Annotated in this window: 18 protein-coding genes and 1 pseudogene; 8 read left to right on the plus strand and 11 right to left on the minus strand. The window is 69.9% G+C overall.

What is annotated here, in order from left to right; all coding sequences use genetic code 11:
• The first annotated feature begins 12 nt into the window (after positions 1-12).
• Together MJQ72_RS24990 and MJQ72_RS24995 are read left to right on the plus strand one after the other, a co-directional pair.
• Positions 13-1562: pseudogene (locus MJQ72_RS24990) on the plus strand (MDR family MFS transporter).
• Positions 1559-2020, plus strand: a complete 462-nt coding sequence (locus tag MJQ72_RS24995; protein ID WP_240593448.1) for a universal stress protein — start codon at positions 1559-1561, stop codon at positions 2018-2020. The pseudogene MJQ72_RS24990 and the gene MJQ72_RS24995 overlap by 4 nt, the downstream one beginning before the upstream one ends.
• Here MJQ72_RS24995 and MJQ72_RS25000 read toward each other — a convergent pair.
• Complete coding sequence (locus tag MJQ72_RS25000; RefSeq protein WP_240593449.1) at positions 1934-2902, minus strand: DMT family transporter; 969 nt, start codon at positions 2900-2902, stop codon at positions 1934-1936. The two genes, MJQ72_RS24995 and MJQ72_RS25000, sit on opposite strands and share 87 nt — an antisense overlap.
• A gap of 72 nt (positions 2903-2974) precedes the next feature.
• Between MJQ72_RS25000 and MJQ72_RS25005 the strand changes: the two genes are divergently transcribed.
• Positions 2975-3889 (plus strand): LysR family transcriptional regulator, encoded by a 915-nt coding sequence (locus tag MJQ72_RS25005; protein ID WP_240593450.1) that lies wholly within the window; start codon positions 2975-2977, stop codon positions 3887-3889.
• Positions 3890-3933: 44 nt separating this feature from the next.
• Here MJQ72_RS25005 and MJQ72_RS25010 read toward each other — a convergent pair whose 3' ends face one another.
• Together MJQ72_RS25010 and MJQ72_RS25015 are read right to left on the minus strand one after the other, a co-directional pair.
• Positions 3934-5085 carry a serine hydrolase gene (locus MJQ72_RS25010; protein ID WP_240593451.1) on the minus strand — a complete coding sequence of 384 codons (1152 nt, stop codon included), beginning with the start codon at positions 5083-5085 and terminating at the stop codon, positions 3934-3936.
• A gap of 92 nt (positions 5086-5177) precedes the next feature.
• The gene (locus MJQ72_RS25015) at positions 5178-5537 is read right to left on the minus strand and encodes a nitroreductase family deazaflavin-dependent oxidoreductase (RefSeq protein ID WP_240593452.1); all 360 of its coding nucleotides are present in this window, start codon (positions 5535-5537) and stop codon (positions 5178-5180) included.
• 62 nt (positions 5538-5599) lie between these two features.
• Between MJQ72_RS25015 and MJQ72_RS25020 the strand changes: the two genes are divergently transcribed.
• Positions 5600-6241 carry a TetR/AcrR family transcriptional regulator gene (locus MJQ72_RS25020; RefSeq protein WP_240593453.1) on the plus strand — a complete coding sequence of 214 codons (642 nt, stop codon included), beginning with the start codon at positions 5600-5602 and terminating at the stop codon, positions 6239-6241.
• A 1-nt stretch (position 6242) separates the two neighbouring features.
• On the opposite strand, the gene MJQ72_RS25025 is transcribed toward MJQ72_RS25020, so the two are convergent.
• Entirely contained in the window at positions 6243-6869 is a 627-nt protein-coding gene (locus tag MJQ72_RS25025; RefSeq protein WP_240593454.1) for a TetR/AcrR family transcriptional regulator, read from the minus strand.
• Positions 6870-6948: 79 nt separating this feature from the next.
• Here MJQ72_RS25025 and MJQ72_RS25030 point away from each other — a divergent pair, with 79 nt between their 5' ends.
• Both MJQ72_RS25030 and MJQ72_RS25035 read left to right on the plus strand, forming a co-directional pair.
• Entirely contained in the window at positions 6949-7905 is a 957-nt protein-coding gene (locus tag MJQ72_RS25030) for a zinc-dependent alcohol dehydrogenase family protein (RefSeq protein WP_240593455.1), read from the plus strand.
• Positions 7906-7987: 82 nt separating this feature from the next.
• Positions 7988-9049: a hypothetical protein gene (locus MJQ72_RS25035; RefSeq protein WP_240593456.1), complete on the plus strand. Its 1062-nt coding sequence runs from the start codon at positions 7988-7990 to the stop codon at positions 9047-9049.
• Here the strand turns inward: MJQ72_RS25035 and MJQ72_RS25040 are convergent.
• Positions 9019-9645, minus strand: coding sequence for a TetR/AcrR family transcriptional regulator (locus tag MJQ72_RS25040; protein ID WP_240593457.1), 627 nt, complete (start codon positions 9643-9645; stop codon positions 9019-9021). The two genes, MJQ72_RS25035 and MJQ72_RS25040, sit on opposite strands and share 31 nt — an antisense overlap.
• Before the next feature lie 70 nt (positions 9646-9715).
• On the opposite strand from MJQ72_RS25040, the gene MJQ72_RS25045 reads away from it, so the two are divergent.
• Positions 9716-10531 carry an arylamine N-acetyltransferase gene (locus MJQ72_RS25045; protein WP_240593458.1) on the plus strand — a complete coding sequence of 272 codons (816 nt, stop codon included), beginning with the start codon at positions 9716-9718 and terminating at the stop codon, positions 10529-10531.
• A 9-nt stretch (positions 10532-10540) separates the two neighbouring features.
• Positions 10541-10960: a pyridoxamine 5'-phosphate oxidase family protein gene (locus tag MJQ72_RS25050; protein ID WP_240593459.1), complete on the plus strand. Its 420-nt coding sequence runs from the start codon at positions 10541-10543 to the stop codon at positions 10958-10960.
• 151 nt (positions 10961-11111) lie between these two features.
• Here MJQ72_RS25050 and MJQ72_RS25055 read toward each other — a convergent pair whose 3' ends face one another.
• Genes MJQ72_RS25055 through MJQ72_RS25085 form a run of 6 tightly spaced genes read right to left on the minus strand, consistent with a single transcriptional unit; the run spans position 11112 to position 16748 of the window.
• Positions 11112-11513 (minus strand): hypothetical protein, encoded by a 402-nt coding sequence (locus MJQ72_RS25055; protein ID WP_240593460.1) that lies wholly within the window; start codon positions 11511-11513, stop codon positions 11112-11114.
• 20 nt (positions 11514-11533) lie between these two features.
• Positions 11534-11866 (minus strand): hypothetical protein, encoded by a 333-nt coding sequence (locus tag MJQ72_RS44885; RefSeq protein ID WP_240593461.1) that lies wholly within the window; start codon positions 11864-11866, stop codon positions 11534-11536.
• Positions 11824-14526, minus strand: a complete 2703-nt coding sequence (locus MJQ72_RS44670; RefSeq protein ID WP_315860746.1) for a WXG100 family type VII secretion target — start codon at positions 14524-14526, stop codon at positions 11824-11826. The genes MJQ72_RS44885 and MJQ72_RS44670 overlap by 43 nt, the downstream gene beginning before the upstream one ends.
• Positions 14526-14837, minus strand: a complete 312-nt coding sequence (locus MJQ72_RS25075) for a hypothetical protein (RefSeq protein ID WP_240593462.1) — start codon at positions 14835-14837, stop codon at positions 14526-14528. The genes MJQ72_RS44670 and MJQ72_RS25075 overlap by 1 nt, the downstream gene beginning before the upstream one ends.
• 5 nt (positions 14838-14842) lie before the next feature.
• Positions 14843-15106, minus strand: coding sequence for an acyl carrier protein (locus tag MJQ72_RS25080; RefSeq protein ID WP_240593463.1), 264 nt, complete (start codon positions 15104-15106; stop codon positions 14843-14845).
• Positions 15099-16748: a fatty acyl-AMP ligase gene (locus tag MJQ72_RS25085; protein WP_240593464.1), complete on the minus strand. Its 1650-nt coding sequence runs from the start codon at positions 16746-16748 to the stop codon at positions 15099-15101. The genes MJQ72_RS25080 and MJQ72_RS25085 overlap by 8 nt, the downstream gene beginning before the upstream one ends.
• Positions 16749-16782: the final 34 nt, after the last annotated feature.

Raw genomic sequence — 16782 nt, forward strand, 5'->3', positions numbered from 1 at the left:
CGAAAGGACGCCATGAAGACCGAGGCACCGTCAGAGGCGATGGGGCACCGTCAGGTGCTCGAATCGCTGTCCGGTCTGCTGCTCGCGCTGCTCGTGGCGATGATCAGCTCGACGGTCGTGTCGACCGCCCTGCCGTTGATCATCGGCTCGCTGAACGGCTCGCAGACGCAGTACACGTGGGTGGTCACGGCCACCCTCCTGGCGGCGACCGCCACCACCCCGATCTGGGGAAGCTCGCCGATCTGTTCAACAAGAAGACGCTGGTCCAGATCGCGATCGTCATCTTCGTGATCGGGTCGATGATCAGCGGATTCAGCCAGAACACCGGACAGCTGATCGCCGCCCGCGCGTTCCAGGGCATCGGCGTCGGCGGCCTGCAGGCCTTGGTGCAGGTCGTGATCGCGGCGATCATCCCGCCGCGTGAACGCGGCCGCTACAACGGCTACCTCGGCGCGGTCATGGCGGTCGCCACGGTCGGCGGGCCGCTGCTCGGCGGCCTGATCGTGGACGTGCCGTGGCTCGGCTGGCGCTGGTGCTTCTTCGTCGGCGTGCCGATCGCGGTGGCGGCGTTCATCGTGCTGCAACGGACCCTGAAGCTGGAGACCGTGCGCCGGGAGAACGTCCAGGTCGACTACCTCGGCGCCGGGCTCATCGCCGCGGGCGTGAGTGTGCTGCTGATCTGGGTCTCGTTCGTGGGCAACGGCTTCGGCTGGCTGTCGTGGCAGACGGCCGTCATGGTGGCGGGCGGCGTCGTGCTCCTCGTCCTCGCCGTGCTGGTGGAACGGAAGGTCCGCGAACCGGTCGTCCCGCTGCACATCATCACCCAGCGCACCCCGGCGCTGGCGATCGTCGCGAGCCTGGCGGTCGGGATGGCGATGTTCGGCGGCGCGGTGTTCCTCGGCCAGTACTTCCAGGTCGGCCGCGGCTACTCCCCCACCGAAGCCGGTCTGCTGACCATCCCGCTGATGGGCGGCGTGCTCGTCTCGTCCACCGTGTCCGGACGTCTCATCAGCCGCACCGGACGGATGAAGCCGTACATCGTGGCGGGCACGATCACCCTGGTGATCGGCTTCCTCGGGCTGGGCACCGTCGACCACGCCTCGCCGCTGTGGCTGGTCGGCATCGCGATGGCGGTGGTCGGCATCGGGGTCGGCATGACGATGCAGAACCTCGTGCTCGCCGTGCAGAACACCGTGCCGCTGCGGGATCTCGGCGCGGCGAGCGCGTCGGTCACGTTCTTCCGGTCGCTCGGCGGCACCATCGGCGTCTCGGTGCTGGGCGCGGTGCTCGCGAACCGGGTCACCGCCGATCTGTCCACCGCGCTGCACGTGCCGGCTGGCCAGGCGTCGACGGGCAGCGTCAGCGCGCTGAACCTCAAGGCGCTGCCGCCGGAGGTCCAGACGATCGTGCACACCGTGTACGGCGACGCGACCGCGCACATCTTCCTGATCTCCGCGGCGGTGGGCGTCGTGGGCGTGATCGCGGCGCTGCTGCTCAAGCCGCTCACCCTGCGCACCACGCTCGACGTGGAGACGGAGCCGGAAGTCCCGGTGGCGCGATGAACGGGGCCTTCGAGTCCACTGTGGAGCGTTTCGGCCCGCCCCGGCACCACACGGGGCGGGCCATCCTGGCCGGGGTCGACGGCTCCGACACGGCGATGCGGGCGGCCGCCTTCGCCTTCGGCATGGCCCGGCGCGAGGGCGGCAGGCTGATCGTCGCCTTCGTCTGCCGTCCGGCGCTCGGTCCCGCGGTCGCGGCGACGGTGGAACTCGACACGGCGGTGCAGCTCTACGAGGAGATCCGCGAGCAGATCCGCGCGGCGGCCGAAGAACTGGAAGTGCCGGTCAGCTTCCTGAGGATCTTCGGCGATCCGTACACCGCGCTCCGCGACACCGCCGACCGCAGCCTGGTCGACACCGTCGTGGTCGGCGCCTCACAGCAGGCCGGCCACCGGTTCGCGGGGTCGGTCGCGACCAAGCTCATCAGGACCGGGCACTGGCCGGTCCTGGTCGTTCCCTGACGACCGGCCGCCGAGGAACGACACGGCCCCCACCGCGGCGACGACGAGCGCGCACCCCGCCAGCTGCAACGGTGTCGGCCACTGGCCGAGCAGCGCGGCCCCGAACAGGATCGCGGCGGCGGGTTGCAGCATCAGCACGGCGGAGCCGCCGCTCGCAGGCAGGGCGGACAACGCGCGCCCGATCAGGAGCCAGCCGAGCACCTGCCCGGTCACGGCCACCACGAACAGCCACACCAGCGCCGGAACGGGCGGCGTGACGTCGAGGTTCCCGGCGAACAGGCCCGACAGGCCGCCCACGCTCGCCGACGCCGCGGTCGCGGTGGCGAGCATCGTCGTGCGGCCGCCGCCGTCGGTTCCGGCGCGGCGCAACAGGATCAGGTACCCGGCGTAGGCCACACCCGCCAGCACCGCCATCACGGTGCCGTACCAGGGATCGCTGCCCGCGGCGCCACCGTCCGCCAGTCCGCCCGCCAGTGCCGTGCCCGCCAGCATCACCGGGATGGACAGCCAGAACGCCCGCGGCGGCCGTTCGCCGAACCACAGCAGTCCGGCCAGCGGGACGAGGACCACCTGGACGTTGACCAGCGCCGTGGCGACCCCCGCGCCGACGGAGAGGATGGCTTCGCTCCAGAGCACCATGTCGATCCCGAGCAGGACACCGGCCAGCACGTGCCGCCGTCGCGCGGCCGGGGCCCGACGCCGTCCTCGCTCACGGGAGCGCGCGAGGATCACCAGGATCGGCAACGCGAACAGGCAGCGGAAGAACGTCGCCGTCGTCGAGCTGACGCCGGACAACGCGACGAGCGGGGCGGACAGGGCGATCGCGAGGGCTCCGAGCACTCCTTGTACCCGCGGATCGGTGAGGAATCGGTTGTGCCGCATGGCTTCGATTCGATCGCACGGCGAGCGCGAGGACCAGCGAGATCCTCTTACCCCGAGGGTTAAGCTCGGCTAATGAGTGGCGATCTGTCCAATGTGGAACGGCTGCGGATGCTGCACGCGGTGTGGCGGCGGGGATCGCTCGCCGCGGCGGCCGAACTGCTGCACGTGACGCCGTCGGCGATCTCCCAGCAGCTGACCAAACTGGAACGGGAGGCGGGCACCGGGCTGCTCGTGCGGCACGGGCGCGGCGTCCGGCTCACCCCGGCCGGGCTGCTGCTGGCGCAGCGTTCGGACCGGGTGCTGGCCGAACTCCGCGCCGCCCGCGCAGATCTGGACTCCCTGACCGGGGAGACGACCGGCGTCGTCGAGATCGGAGCGATCCCCTCGGGGGTGCACACGTTCATCACACCCGCCCTGACCGGCCTCGCCGCCTGCCACCCCGGCATCGAAGCGCGGCTGCACGAGGTCGAACCCGAAGTGGCCCTCCCAGCGCTGGCCGACGGCGTGTTCGACGTCGTGGTCGTCGAGAGCTGGGAGAACCTGCCGCTCACCCGGCCGCCCGCCACCCGCTGGACCGAACTGCGCGACGACTCGGCGATGATCGTGCTCCCCGCCGGACATCCGCTGGCCGGGGCGGATTCGGTGCGCGCCGAGGAGCTCGCGGAGGAGATCTGGGTCGCGTGGGCCCGCCCGACCCTGGCGAACGCCTGGCTCCGGCAGACCCTGCGCGAACGCGGGATCGAGCCGATCGTGCGGCATACGGTCAGCGGTTTCGGCACGCAGTTCGCCGTCGTCGCCGGGCTGGGCGCGGTCACGCTGGTGCCGAGTATGGCCACCACGATCGCGCCGCCGACGGTGGTGTGCGCCCCGCTCGAACCGGCCCTGCACCGGCAGCTCTACGCCGTGCAACCACAAGGGGGAACGCGGCCCGCCGTCGCGGAATGTGTCGAGGCACTGGTGGAGGCCGCGAGATCTTGGGGCTCGTGAGTGGCGAGGACGGTTAGAACCGTCCTCGCCACTCACGAGGTGGATCAGCCGCAGAGGGCGTGGTCGATCACCGGCTCGATCGGATGCACCTCCGGCAGCGGGGCACCGGGAAGGTACGGCGTGAGGGTGTTCAGCGAGACCATCACGCTGCGCTTGCCGTCCTCGGTCACGCCGTTGCCCGTCAGGTATCCGGGCAGCGCGCCGCCGTGGCCCCAGTAAGTGCCGCAAGAGCCGGCCGTCTTCTGGAGGCCGAGCCCGTACTCGCCGAGCCCCGCCGCGGGCACGGTCTTCTTCATCTCGGCCAGCAGCGCGGGTTTGAGCACCTTGCCGCCCAGCAGCGCCCGCAGGAACTTGTTGCCGTCCTCGGTGGTGCTGTTGATCGAGCCGTCCGCTCCCCCGCCCATCGACGGGTTCATCAGCGTCACGTCCACCCGCCGTCCGAGCATCGGCGGGTTCGAACCCTCGACGACGAACCGGTCGTAGCCCCGCGCGTGCGGGGCCGGGATGAACGGCGACGTATGGGGCAGGGTGGTCTCACGCAGGTCCAGCGGACGGACGATCCGGTCGATGATCGCCTGCCGCCAGTCCCGGCCGGTCACCTTCTCGGTCACCAGCCCGGCGAGCACGTAGTTGGTGTTGGAGTAACCCCAGCTCGTCCCCGGCGCGAACTCCGGCGGCTTGCCGACCGCCAGTTTCACCGCCTCGGACGCGCTGAGCTCGTCGAACCGATGACGCAGGAAACCCTTCTCGGTGAAGAGATCGAGCTCCGCCATGTAGTCGTGCAGGCCGCTGGTGTGCTGCAGCAGCTGCCGGACGGTGATGGCCTTGCCGTCGTTGCCGTTACCGCTCACCACCCCGGGCAGCCACCGGTCCACGGTGTCCTCCAGGGAAAGCCGTCCCTCGCCGACGAGCTGGAGCATCGTCGCGGACAGGAAGGTCTTGCTGAAACTGGCGATCCGGAAGTGGCCGTTCCACGGCATCGGGGTCCTGGTCCGCAGATCGCCGTGGCCGCTGCGCACCTTGACGCTTCCCCTGTCCGTGCTCACCTCCACGAGCACGCCGGGGGAACCGTTCGCCACGATCGTGTCGGCGTCGCGTTGCAGTGTCCGGTGCAGTGGTGGCGCCGCGGACGCGACGGCCGGGGAAACGAGCGTTGCCGCGCAAAGGACGGCGATGACCACTGAAGTTCGTTTCATACCGGCAAAACTACGAAGCCGCGGCGAACCGGGCATCGGCTTGGAGGACGATACAGCCTCCCTCCCTGGTACCAACGGAGCACAGGGTCTTCTCAGGGTTTCAGGTCCATCCGGAGGAATACACCGAGGCGGAGGAATTTCGGCGGGCGCGTGACGCCGTCGGGGAATTCGTCCGCCCCGACGAGCCGGGGGCCGGTGAGGTCCACTTCCCGTCCGCCGATCCGAAGCCGCGCCTCCCCGGCCGCCAGGATGTTGCGCACCCAGTCCGCGTCCGGGCCGTACACCGGGACGAACAGGTAGCCGCCGTCGACGGGATGCGCGTCGAGCGGCGTGTGGCGGGTCTTTCCCGAGGTGCGGCCGACATGGATCAGCACCGGGTATTTCCCGCCGGCGATCGCGCGGGGGTTGAAGACCCGCTTGTTGACGTGTCCCCACCATCTCGGCATCGGCATCGTGCTCTCCTCTCGATAGCCTTACAAGCGTAAGGCTGACTTACACCTGTAAGGTTGTCAACGTGCCGCCTCGCCGATCACTCACCAGGGAACGCGTACTGGAAGCCGCGATCGAAGTCGCCGACCGCGGCGGCGTGGAAGCGATGACCATGCGCCGCGTCGCGCAGCACCTCGGCGTGGAGGCCATGTCGCTGTACCACCACGTGCCGAACAAGGACGCGATCCTCGACGGCGTCGTCGACGCGGTGTTCTCGGCGATCGAGCTGCCCGGCGACGAATCCGGCGACTGGCGCGAGGCGATCCGCGTTCGCGCTTCGTCCGCACGCGCGGTGCTGTCGCGGCACAGCTGGGCACTCGGCCTCGTGGACTCCCGCCGGAATCCAGGACCGGCGACGCTGCGCCACCACGACGCCGTCTTGGGCGTGCTCCGGCGGGCGGGATTCACGCTCCCGATGGCGGTGCACGCGGTCTCGCTCATCGACAGCTACATCGGCGGTTTCGTGTTGCAGGAGGCGAATCTCCCGGCGAGCGAGGAGGTCGCGGAGGTGGCGGACGACATCCTGGAGCATCTGCCGCCGGGCGAATTCCCCTATCTGGCCGAGGTGATCACCGGCCACGCCCAGCGGCCGGGCTACGACCACACGAGCGAATTCGACTACGGCCTCGACCTCATCCTGGACGGCCTCGAAGCCCGCCGGAAGTGACTCACCCCGGCAGCACGAGGGCCAGCCGGGCGACCGGCGGCAACGGCGACGGCTCCGGCACGGCCCGGAAGGCCTGGATCACGAGCGCGGCGAACCGCCGGGACGCCGCGACCTGCGCGGCCGGCGAAGCGGCCTGGATCCCGTTGTTGGCCATGAGCATGAGGATCAGGTCGTCGAGGACGAAGTCGGACCGCAGTTTTCCCGCGTCCTTGGCCCGGCCTGCCAGTTCGGCGATCGCCTTGAGCGCGTAGTCGCGGTCCGCGGTGAAGTCGACCGCCCGAGGAAAGGCCGAGACGAAAGCCGCCGTGAAACCGCGGTCGCGCGAATGCAGCTCGCAGATCTTCTCGATCACGGAACAGAAACCGCACCACGGATCCGGGTCGGCGAGCCCGTCGTCGACGACGACGTGGCAGGCGCGCATCTGCTCGGCGAACGCCTCCGTCGCCAGGATCTCCTTGGTCGGGAAGTGGCGGTACAGCGTGGCGGGGCCGACTTCGGCGCGGCGCGCGACCTCCCGCAGCGGCACGTTCAGGCCTTCGGTGGCGAACAGCGCGCGAGCCGCTTCGAGAATGCGTTCACGGTTGTCCAGGGCGTCGGAGCGCGGGATCCGAGGCAAACGATCGGTCACCACTCTCACTTTAGCCAAAACGGACGGGGGCGTCCGTTAACGTCCGCCGCATCAGTGATCGACGACCAGGAGACGAAGAATGCGCGCAGTCGAGATCCGGACGTTCGGGGCCCCCGAGGGCCTCGCCGTGATCGACCTCCCCTCCCCCGTCCCCGCCGCGGGAGAGGTGCTGATCGAGGTGGAAGCGATCGGTGTCGGCGGCGTCGACACCGTGATCCGGAGCGGCGCGCTCGCCGGTTTCGGCTTCCAGGAAGGGTTCATCCCCGGCAACGAGGTGGCGGGCACCGTCACCTCGGTCGGCGACGGTGTCGATCCGGACTGGATCGGGCGGCGCGTCTGGGCGTTCACCGGCGAGGGCGGCGGCTACGTCGAACAGGTCGCCGTCCCCGCCGAAAGGGTCGTGCCCCTCCCCGCGAACCTGCCCGCCGCCGACGCGGTGGCGCTCGGCACCTCCGGCATGGTGGCCCGGTTCGCACTCGCCCACGTCCATTTCGCGGCGGGCGAATCGGTGCTGGTGCGCGGGGCCGCCGGCAGTATCGGGATCATGGCGGTGCAGCTCGCGGCACAGGGCGGCGCGAGCGCCGTGGCGGTGACGACGTCCTCGCCCGCCCGCGGCGAGCGCCTGCGCGAGCTGGGCGCGACCCACGTCCTCGACCGCTCCGGCGCGGGGGACGGCCCGGCGGGGTACGACGTCGTCATCGACATCGTGTCCGGTGTGGACATGCCGTCCTTCTTCGACCGGCTGAACCCGAACGGCCGCCTGGTCGTCGTCGGCGTGGTCGCGGGAATGCCACCGGCGGACTTCGGCGCGAAGCTGATGGCGACGTTCCGGAAGTCCCTGTCGTTCGCCGCCTTCAGCGCGGACTCGATCCCCGAGCCGGATCGGCGGGCGGCGAGCGCGGACCAGTTCGCCGCGGCGGCGCGCGGTGACCTGCGTTCCGTGGTGCACGAACCGCTGCCGTTGGAGAAAGCCGTTCTGGCGCACCGGAAGATGGACGACGGCGAGGTCTTCGGCAGGATCGTGCTGACCCCGTAGGCAGGTCCATTGTGGAGCGCCCTGTCACCCGGTCAGTGCAAGTTTCCCCATCGCGTGCGCTCTCGCACTAGGCTGCCCACTCGTGCCAGATCCGATGCCCGAGGGAACCGGCTTCACGGCGGTCGGCCTGCGGCCGCTCTCCGAGGGCGAGGGCACCGGCGCGTACTGCGTGAACGACGCGGGGAAGATCGCGGGCGAGTCGGGGTCGCGGCCGGTGTGGTGGGACGGTGACGGTGCCCCCACGCCCTTTCCGGTCCTCGACGGCTGTTCCGGTGGCCGCGCGGTCAGCGTCAACGCGACGGGGCTCGTCGTGGGCTCGCTCTATGCCGGCGAGCACCTCCGGCCGGTGTGCTGGGGGCCCGACGGCCGGGTGCGCGCGCTCGAACTCCCCGACGGCGCGGTCTCCGGCACCGCCTGCCGGGTGAACGAACGCGGATCGGTGCTGGGCAACGTGATGTGGCCGGGCTTTCGCTGGCGAGCAGTGCGCTGGGGCCCCGGCGGCGAGGCCGTCGAACTCGGCACCCTTCCCGGCGACGGCGAGACACAAGGGCAAGACCTGAACGGTCTGGACGAGGTCGTCGGATCGGCCAAGAACGGCACGGGCACCCGGACCGCGGTGCGCTGGACGTCCTCGGGGAAGATCAGCAAACTGCCTCCGCCCCGCCGCTCGACGGCGTGCGGGATCACCGACTCCGGCGCCATCCTCGGCGACGGGGTGGTGTGGAACCGCGACGGCGGCACCGTCCTGCTGACCGGTGGACCGGAGTTCTCCGCGGGACAGGTCGTCCGGATCACCGCGCGCGGTGTCGCGATCGGCTGGGGCGTGACCCCGGACCGGCGCGGCACCTGCGCGCGCTGGGCTCCCGACGGACGCCCCACCGTGCTCCGGCCCTTGCCATCGGACGACGCCAGCACGTGTTTCGACGTCGACCAAGCGGGGACGGTCGTCGGCGAATCCGCCGGCCAGGGCACGGCGCGGCCGGTCCGCTGGGACGCGGACGCGACACCGTTCCCGCTCCCGTCGCCCCGCGGGCTCACGGCGATCGTGGCCCAGCACATCAACGCCAGCGGCACCGTCATCACCGGCTACGGCTTCGCCGCGGACAGCTCCACCTATCGCGGGATCGCCTGGCTCCGTTCGTGATCACGGCGGCTCGCCAGATCGATCGCGCGCCGCATCGCCTCATCGAGCGGGGTCCCGAGGCGGAGGGCCGTCACTCCGGCGGCGAAGATCGCGCCGGTGACGGCGCCGACCATCGCCGCGGCGTCGACCTCGTCGAGTTCGCCGTCGCAGGATCGGCACAGGGCGGCCGAAAGCCGCTGCTGAGCGTCGAACGCCCGCTGCAGCATCGTCGCGCGCAGCGACGGCACCGACGTGATCAGGTCGAGGCGGATCCGTTCGGGCTCGGCGGCCGGATCACGGAGCCCGTCCCCCGCTTCCGCCAGCATCGCGAGCATCGCACGCCGCAGAAGCCCGGCCGGCGTCTCGCCCGCCTCGCGCACGGCGAGCTCGTCCAGCCCCGCACGCAGGATGTGTTCGCCGTCTTCGGTGAGGACCAGGTCCTCCTTCGTGGCGAAGTGATTGAAGAACGTCGCGGGTGACACCTCGGCGGCCGCGGCGATCTCGGCGGTGGTCGTCCGGTCGTAGCCCTGCCGCTCGAAGAGCCGATACGCGGTTTCGATCAACGTCTTCCGAGTGCGCTGCTTCTTCCGCTCGCGCAAGCCCGCCGGTTCGGTCATGACCCCAGCATACTGGATGAACTCCAAAAGTTGAGTTACTCTAATTTTAGAGTCACTAGAAGGAGGCATCATGACCATCGAAGCGTTCCTCGACCGGCTGGAGTACCGCGAGCCTGTCCGGCCCGATCTGGCCACCCTGCGGCGCCTGCACCGCGCGTGGCGGCTGCGAGTCCCCTACGAGAACCTCGACGTCCAGCTCGGCAGGCCGATCCTGCTCACCCCGGACGCGTTGACCGACAAGTTCGCGCGCCGCGGCCGTGGCGGTCTCTGCTACGAAATGAACGGCGCGCTCGCGCTCTTGCTGAAGGCCGCCGGATTCGCGGTGACCGTCGTGGAGGCCGCCGTCCTGCGCTCGACGCGCGGCGAAGGCCAATGGGGCAACCACATCGCCCTGCTGGTCGACGTCGACGGCGAGACCTGGCTCGCCGACACCGGGATCGGGGACGCCTTCCTCGAACCGCTTCCCCTGCGGGATGGCACGCACCGGCAGGGAGAACTGGCGTTCCGGATGGAACGTCTCGACAGCGGCACCTGGCGGATGCACCACCATCCCGGCGGCACGATCGGCTCCTGCGACTTCCGCACCGCGCCTCGCGACCTCGCCGAATTCGCCGAACGGGCCGGGACCAGGTCGCCGGACTCCGTGTTCGCCAAGGTGCTCGTGGCGCAACACCATCGCGACGGGCGCGAGCTCGCCCTTCGCGCGCGAACGGTCAAACGTGGCGGTGGAGAACGCCACACCCTGTCGTCGCTCGACGAATTCGCCGGGACACTGCGGGAATTCCGGGTCCCGCTGGAGGACATCGGCGCCGACGGGCTGGCGGCTCTGTGGGCCAAGACCGAGGAACAGCACGAGACCTGGCTGGCCATACAGGGCACGGCCTAGCCTGGCGCGATGGACCACAGCGAGATGATCGAGTACGTGCGCGGGCAGCGGGCGGGAACCGTGTCGACGATCGGCCCCGGCGGCGCTCCCCAAGCCGCCTATCTCACGCTCGCGATCACCGGACGCGGCGAGTTCGTGTTCGACGCCAAGCCGGACTCCCGCAAGGTCGCGAACCTGCGCCGCGACGGCCGGATCGCGATCGTCGTCGGCGGGGCCGACGGTACGACGCTGCAATGCGAAGGTGCCACCGACTTCCCGGCCGGAACCGGACTCGACCGATGCAAGGCCGCCTATCTGGCGGCCTTCCCGGAGTTCACGGAGTCGATCGACGGCGGAGGCGTCGTGGTCCTGCGCGTCGTGCCCACCTGGGCGAGGTTCGGCGATTTCCGTTCCGGGACACCGGAGCTGCGAGAGATCCGGCTCCCGTAGACGAATCGCCGCTCACGACTCCGTGATCCAATCCCTGCTCGGGCTGAGCACCCGGGGCACGTTCAAGACCCATACCGTCGCCATGTCACTGGCGTCGGTGATCTCGCTCCCGATCGTGCTGCTGCTCGGCCTCGTCGTCTGAGGCGCGAGGTCAGTCACGCCAACGGTTGTTGAGGAAGGCGTCGTCCTCGTCGTCGGCCGGTGCCGGGCGGGCGCGAGGAGCACGCCGGGGCACGTCCCGCCCCGTGGGGGCGGCGGGCGGCTCCGAGCTGAACGGAGCCGCCATGTCCACGGAGTCGTCTTCGAACGCCGACGTGGTGCCCGGCTGCGCGTGCGACCGGTCGGTGCTCCAGCCGGATTTCGTCTTGCGCTGCCCCAGTTCCCGCCGGTGTTCGACGTACCGCTGGGCGGTCTGGACCTGTTTGGTCATGAACTCCTGCGAGCTGGCCTTGATCTCGTCGGCACGCTGATCCCGCAGTGCCCGGCGCTCCGACTGCTCGCGGACGAGACCGTCCAGAGTCGCCCTCATGGCGGCGGTGTCCTCGGCGCTCATCTGTTCTCCCCTGCCCCGGCTCACCGCTTGCGGGTGACCGACTGATCCTCATCGTCCAGCAACGAACCGGTGATCCGGCCGGTGGGTTCGTTGATCTGGTCGAACACCTCGCCCTCGATCCGGTACGCGCGGTTGGTCCGTTCCTGGTCCCCGCCCTGGCCGCCCGCTCCGCCGGCACCCATGCCACCCATCGGGGGCATCGCGCCACCGCCGAACGTCTGGCCGGTCGTGCCGCTCATCGGAGCGGACGGGGCACCCGCCGCCACGTGCTGCGGCTGCTGTGCCCCACCGCCGGTGTGCACGCCCTCGGTCAGCGGCTGGCCGGCCGCGGGGCTCGCGGATTCGAAGGGCATGGACGGCATGGACGGCGCCGAACCACCGCCACCGAAACCACCACCGCCACCCCCGCCGATGTCGCCCCGCGAATCCCGTCGGGGACGGTCCCGCCGCCACCGTGATGCGGGGTAAAGGCCGGTTTGGAGTCGGGCTGCGCCGTCCCGGTGACGGGGGTCGCCGGATGCGATGCCTTGTCCGTGGCGGGTTTGTCCTCGCCGAGGGTGTACGTGGTCGGCTTGCCGGTGCCGTCGTCGACGGTGACGACCGTCGGACCGGACGGACCGTCGGGACGCTCGGCGGTGATCTTCACATCGCCGTCCTGGATGTGGATCTTGCCGTCCGGCCCCGGACGGTGGACGCCGTCCTTGTCCGGCTTCCCGTCGTCCGGACCGGGAGTGGAGCCCAGCTTCGACTCGTCACCCTCGCCGGTCCAGTCGAGCTTGAAGTCCTTGGCGGGCCCGGAACCGTCCCCGACCTTGATCTCCATCTCGCCGTCTTTGTCCGGCTCGGTCATCTCGAAGGTCTTGTCGCCCTGCTTGACCTTGAGGGTCTCGCGCTCGCCGTCCTCGGCCTTGCCGCCGTCCTCACCGGGTTTGTCACCGGCCAGCTTGTCGCCGCCTTCACCGGGCAGCTCGTCACCGAGCTTGTCCAAGGCGTCCGAAGCCTTCTTCTTCGCCTCGTCGGCGGCCTTCTCGGCGTCCTTCGAGTCGGCGTCCTTGGGGTCACCGTTCTTGGCATCACCGTCGCCCATGCCGCCAGGGGCGTCGCCCAGCTTGTTCAGCGCGTCGGAGGCCTGCTTCTTCGCCTCTTCAGTGGCCTTCTCGGCCGCTGCCTTGGCGTCGGCCGCCGCGTCCGTGTTGCCGCCGCCACCGGGACCACCGCCGGTGCCTCCGCCACCCGGACCCGAACCGCCGGAGCCGCCGAGGTCGCCGCCGGTCGGACCGTCGCCCAATTTGCCCAGCGCCTCGGAAGCCTGCTTCTTCGCGTTTTCGGCGGCCGCCGCTGCCTGCTTCTTGGCCTCTTCGGCGGCGGCCTTCTGCTCGTCGCCGTTCGACGGCGGCGGGACCGAACCCGAGGGCGAGGTCTGATCCTTCTTTTCGTCCGGTCCGCCACCGGGACCGCCGCCCGGCGATCCGCCGCTCTCGGGGATGTTCACGTCCGGGATGGGCGGGGGCTTCTGCGCCGCCGGGCCGGTACCGCCGCCGGGACCGGAACCACCCGATCCGGGGCCACCACCGGGACCGCCGCCGGTGCCGCCCTCGGGGCCGCCACCCGGTCCACCGCCGGGTCCGCCGGTGAACTCCGGCCCCTTGCCCGAACCACCCGGGCCACCGCCAGGTCCGCCACCGGGACCACCGGTTCCCGAACCGCCGGTGCCGCCACCCTGCCCGCCGCCGGGACCACCCTGGCCACCGGTGAAGTCCGGGCCCTGGCCACCGGGTCCGCCGCCTGTGCCGCCGGGACCGCCGCCCGTGCCACCGGGCCCGCCCGCGCCGCCGGCGCCGCCCTTGTCACCCGCGCCTTCGAACTCGTTCTTGACCTTGCCCATCACCTTGTCGAGTTCGTCGTAGGCCTGGTTGACGAAATCCTTGGTGTCCTTGCAGGACTTGACGAAACCCTCGTAGATGATGGTCCACATCTCGGGGATGAACTGCCGTTGGATCCACTGCTTGGCGAGGTTCTGGCCCGCCTTCTTGAACTCGTCGTCGTCGCAGCAGCCGTCGTTGTTCAGTTGCTGGACCAGGTTGGAGCCGAAGTTGACGTCCATCCAGCCCGCGATCGCGCCGAGGTCCTCCTTGCCGCTCTTCTCACCGGCGGCGATGGCGATGACCTTCTGCGCCATCGGGAAGTCCGCTTTGCCGACGATCTCCTTGTAGAGATCGATGACCGTGTCGGCCTTGCCCTTGCACAGCTTGAACACCGTCGCGCTGGTGTGCAGCGTCGCTTCGCTCGCGTTGTTGAGCGTCTCCGAGAGCTTCTTGGCCTTGGGGAGGATCTTCTCGTTGTAGTTGTCCGACGAGGCGTCCGCGGCCTTGCCGGTCCACGTCCCGTAGAGCGTGTTCAGCTGGGAACCGGTGTCGTCGATGGTCTTCTGGACGGTCTTCGAGCCGGTCTTGAAATGCGCGGCGTCGTCGACGAAGTTCTTGAAGCTGATGCCGCGCTGCTCGTCGAACGGCTTCTTGATGTCCTTCTCGAAGTCGAGCGCGCGGGTGGTGCCCCGGCAGTCTTCCGGGAGCTTCGCCAGCAGCGAGCCGAAGGTTTCGAAGACCTTCAGCGCGGGCGCGGCGGCGTCGAAGATCTCGTCCGACGTCTTGGTCCCGGCGCCCTCGGCGGTGGGTTCCTTGGTGCCGTCGAGTTTCTTGTTGCCCTCGTCGACGGCCTTGGTCTCCGCCTTCCGGTTGAAGCTGGCCTGATCGCCCGCGCCCTTGGCGCTGTTGTAGACCTTGTCGAGGTCGTCGTCGTAGGGCAGGAACGGAAGCGCGTTGTACGACGCCGCGTATTTCTCGGCTTCCTTGCGCTTCTGCTTGATCTCTTCCGGCTCCTGGTCCGCCGTCCACGGCGGGGGCGCCGGATGCGTCCGCATCCACGAGCCGATGAGCTTGGTCTTCTGCTCGGCGGGAACCGCCGGGTCGTCGAGGACGGCCTTGACGTCGGTCCAGGTGGTATTGGTGGCCACTAGCGCATCCCCGTCTCGGTGATCTTGTTCCTCTGCTCGTCCTCGTTGGTGCCGTACGCGGTGCCGGCGGTGCCGAGGTTCGTGCCGAACGAGCCGAGCGTGGTGCTGTATCCCTGGACCGAAGCCCACAACGCCGCCACACCGTCGGTGTACTTCTTCGCGTGGTCGCCGTGCGCCTGGCCGAAACCGGCCGCGTTCACCGGAGTGCTCGACAGATCCGGGTTGTCTTCGAGCAACTGCTCTGTCAGCTTTCCGATGTTCTTCGATGCCGATGAAAGCGCATCGGTCGCCGCGGTGAAGCCCCCGCTCATTCTTTTCAGCGCCTTTCGTCGGATGCGCCGGCTTTACCGCCGAGTGCCTCTTCGAGCACTTCGGCGACCGACCCGATGTCGGTGAACCGGTCCAGCTGGTCCAGATCGATTCTCACGTCGTGGTAGATCTCCAGCGCCGACAGGAGTTTTATCCGTCCCTTGGAGTCGATACCCAGCTCTTCGAGCGGCGCGTCGGACTCGATTTCGGCGGGATCAAGCCGAAAAGTCTCACTGACGACCTTCACGACCTCCGCGCGGTGATCACCCACGGGGCCGACTATAACGCGCCCTCGCCGCGGCTCGCGCGACCTTGCCGCTGGAAGTGCGCGGAAGGTCACCGGAGGGAACCAGACGGACAGATCGCAACGTCAGATCATGTTCCCGTGAAACGGCGCGCAATACCACTCTCGTCACTTCTTTGACATCCGCGTCCGCGTTCTTTGCCCATTCGGCTACCAACATCGCCCCTTCGCCCCTTTCGTCCGAGACACCGAACGCGGCGACGCGGTCGCGGCGGATCGCCGGATGCGCTTCACCCGCCACGGCTTCGATGTCCTGCGGGTGGAAGTTGCGGCCGTCGATGACGATGAGGTCCTTGAGCCTGCCGGTGATGTAGAGGTCGCCGCGGTGGAACACGCCGAGGTCACCGGTGCGCAGCCACCCTCCGACGCCGTCGAGTTCGCCCCCGAACGCGGCGGCGTCACCGCGGCCCCAGTATCCCGACGCGACGTTCGGCCCGTGGATCCAGATCTCACCGACGAGGCCCTCGGGCCGCGCCACGCCGTCGCCGACGACGCGGACCCGCTGGCCGAGCGGGCGGCCGACCGAGACGAGTTCCTGGCCGTCCGGCACCTCGATCGCTTGGCCCTGTGCCAGGGCTTCTCTGTCGAACACGGCGCTCCGCGGCCCTTCGGCTCCCGCGCTCGCGACGTACACAGTGGCCTCGGCCAGACCATAAGACGGGCGGTGCGCTTCGGCGCGGAACCCGCGCGGGCCGAAGGCTTCCAGGAAGCGTGCGACCGTCCGCGGCTGGACCGGTTCGGCGCCGTTGAGCGCGACCCGGACGTCGGAGAGATCGAGATCTTCCCCTGCTTCTTCCGCAGCTTCGACGGCCAGGTCGAACGCGAAGTTCGGCGCGGCGGTGAACACGGCCGGGTGATCGGCGAGCTGACGCAGCCAGCGCACCGGACGGTGCACGAACTCGGCGGGCGACATGAACACCGATCGCGCACCCGCGTGGACCGGCAGGCACAACAGCTGGATCAGGCCCATGTCATGGAAGAACGGGATCCATCCGGCGCAGGTCGTGCCCTCGTCGACGGCGTAGGCCCGGCTCGCCTGCCAGCAGGCCGCGGCCACCGCCCGGTGCGGGATCACGGCACCGGCGGGCTCCCGGGTCGACCCGGACGTGTACTGCAGATACGCGGGGCTTTCCGGCGCGACGGGAAGCGGATCGATCCCCGGCCCGGAGAGTTCGTCGACCACGATCAGGTGATCCGGCTCGCCGGCTTCGCGCACCTTCGCGACGGCGGCCGAAGAAGTCAGCCAAACCCTTGCGCCGCAGTCCGCCAGCACACCGGTGAGCCTGCCGCGCTGGGAAGGGCTGCCCGGCGCCATCAACGGCACGGCCACCAGGCCGGCGGCGAGTGCGCCGAAGAAGGCCAAGGGGTAATTCAGGTCCTGGCCGGTGAGCACGGCGACGCGATCACCCGGCCGTGTGACCAGGCGCAGTGCGCCCGCGACGACCCGCACCCGGGAGACGAATTCCGTCCACGTGACCGTGCTGTCGACACCGGCACTGTGGTCCTGGTGCGTGAACAGGGGCCGCGGGTCGGCCTCACGTGCGAACAGCCGCTCGACGATCGAGGTGCGCAGCACCTGCTCGGGCACATCCTCCGGCGACGCGGTCATGTCCCGCAACGTACTGGAACCGCCGCGAGTGCGC

This window comes from Amycolatopsis sp. EV170708-02-1, from assembly GCF_022479115.1.
Classification (GTDB): Bacteria; Actinomycetota; Actinomycetes; order Mycobacteriales; family Pseudonocardiaceae; genus Amycolatopsis.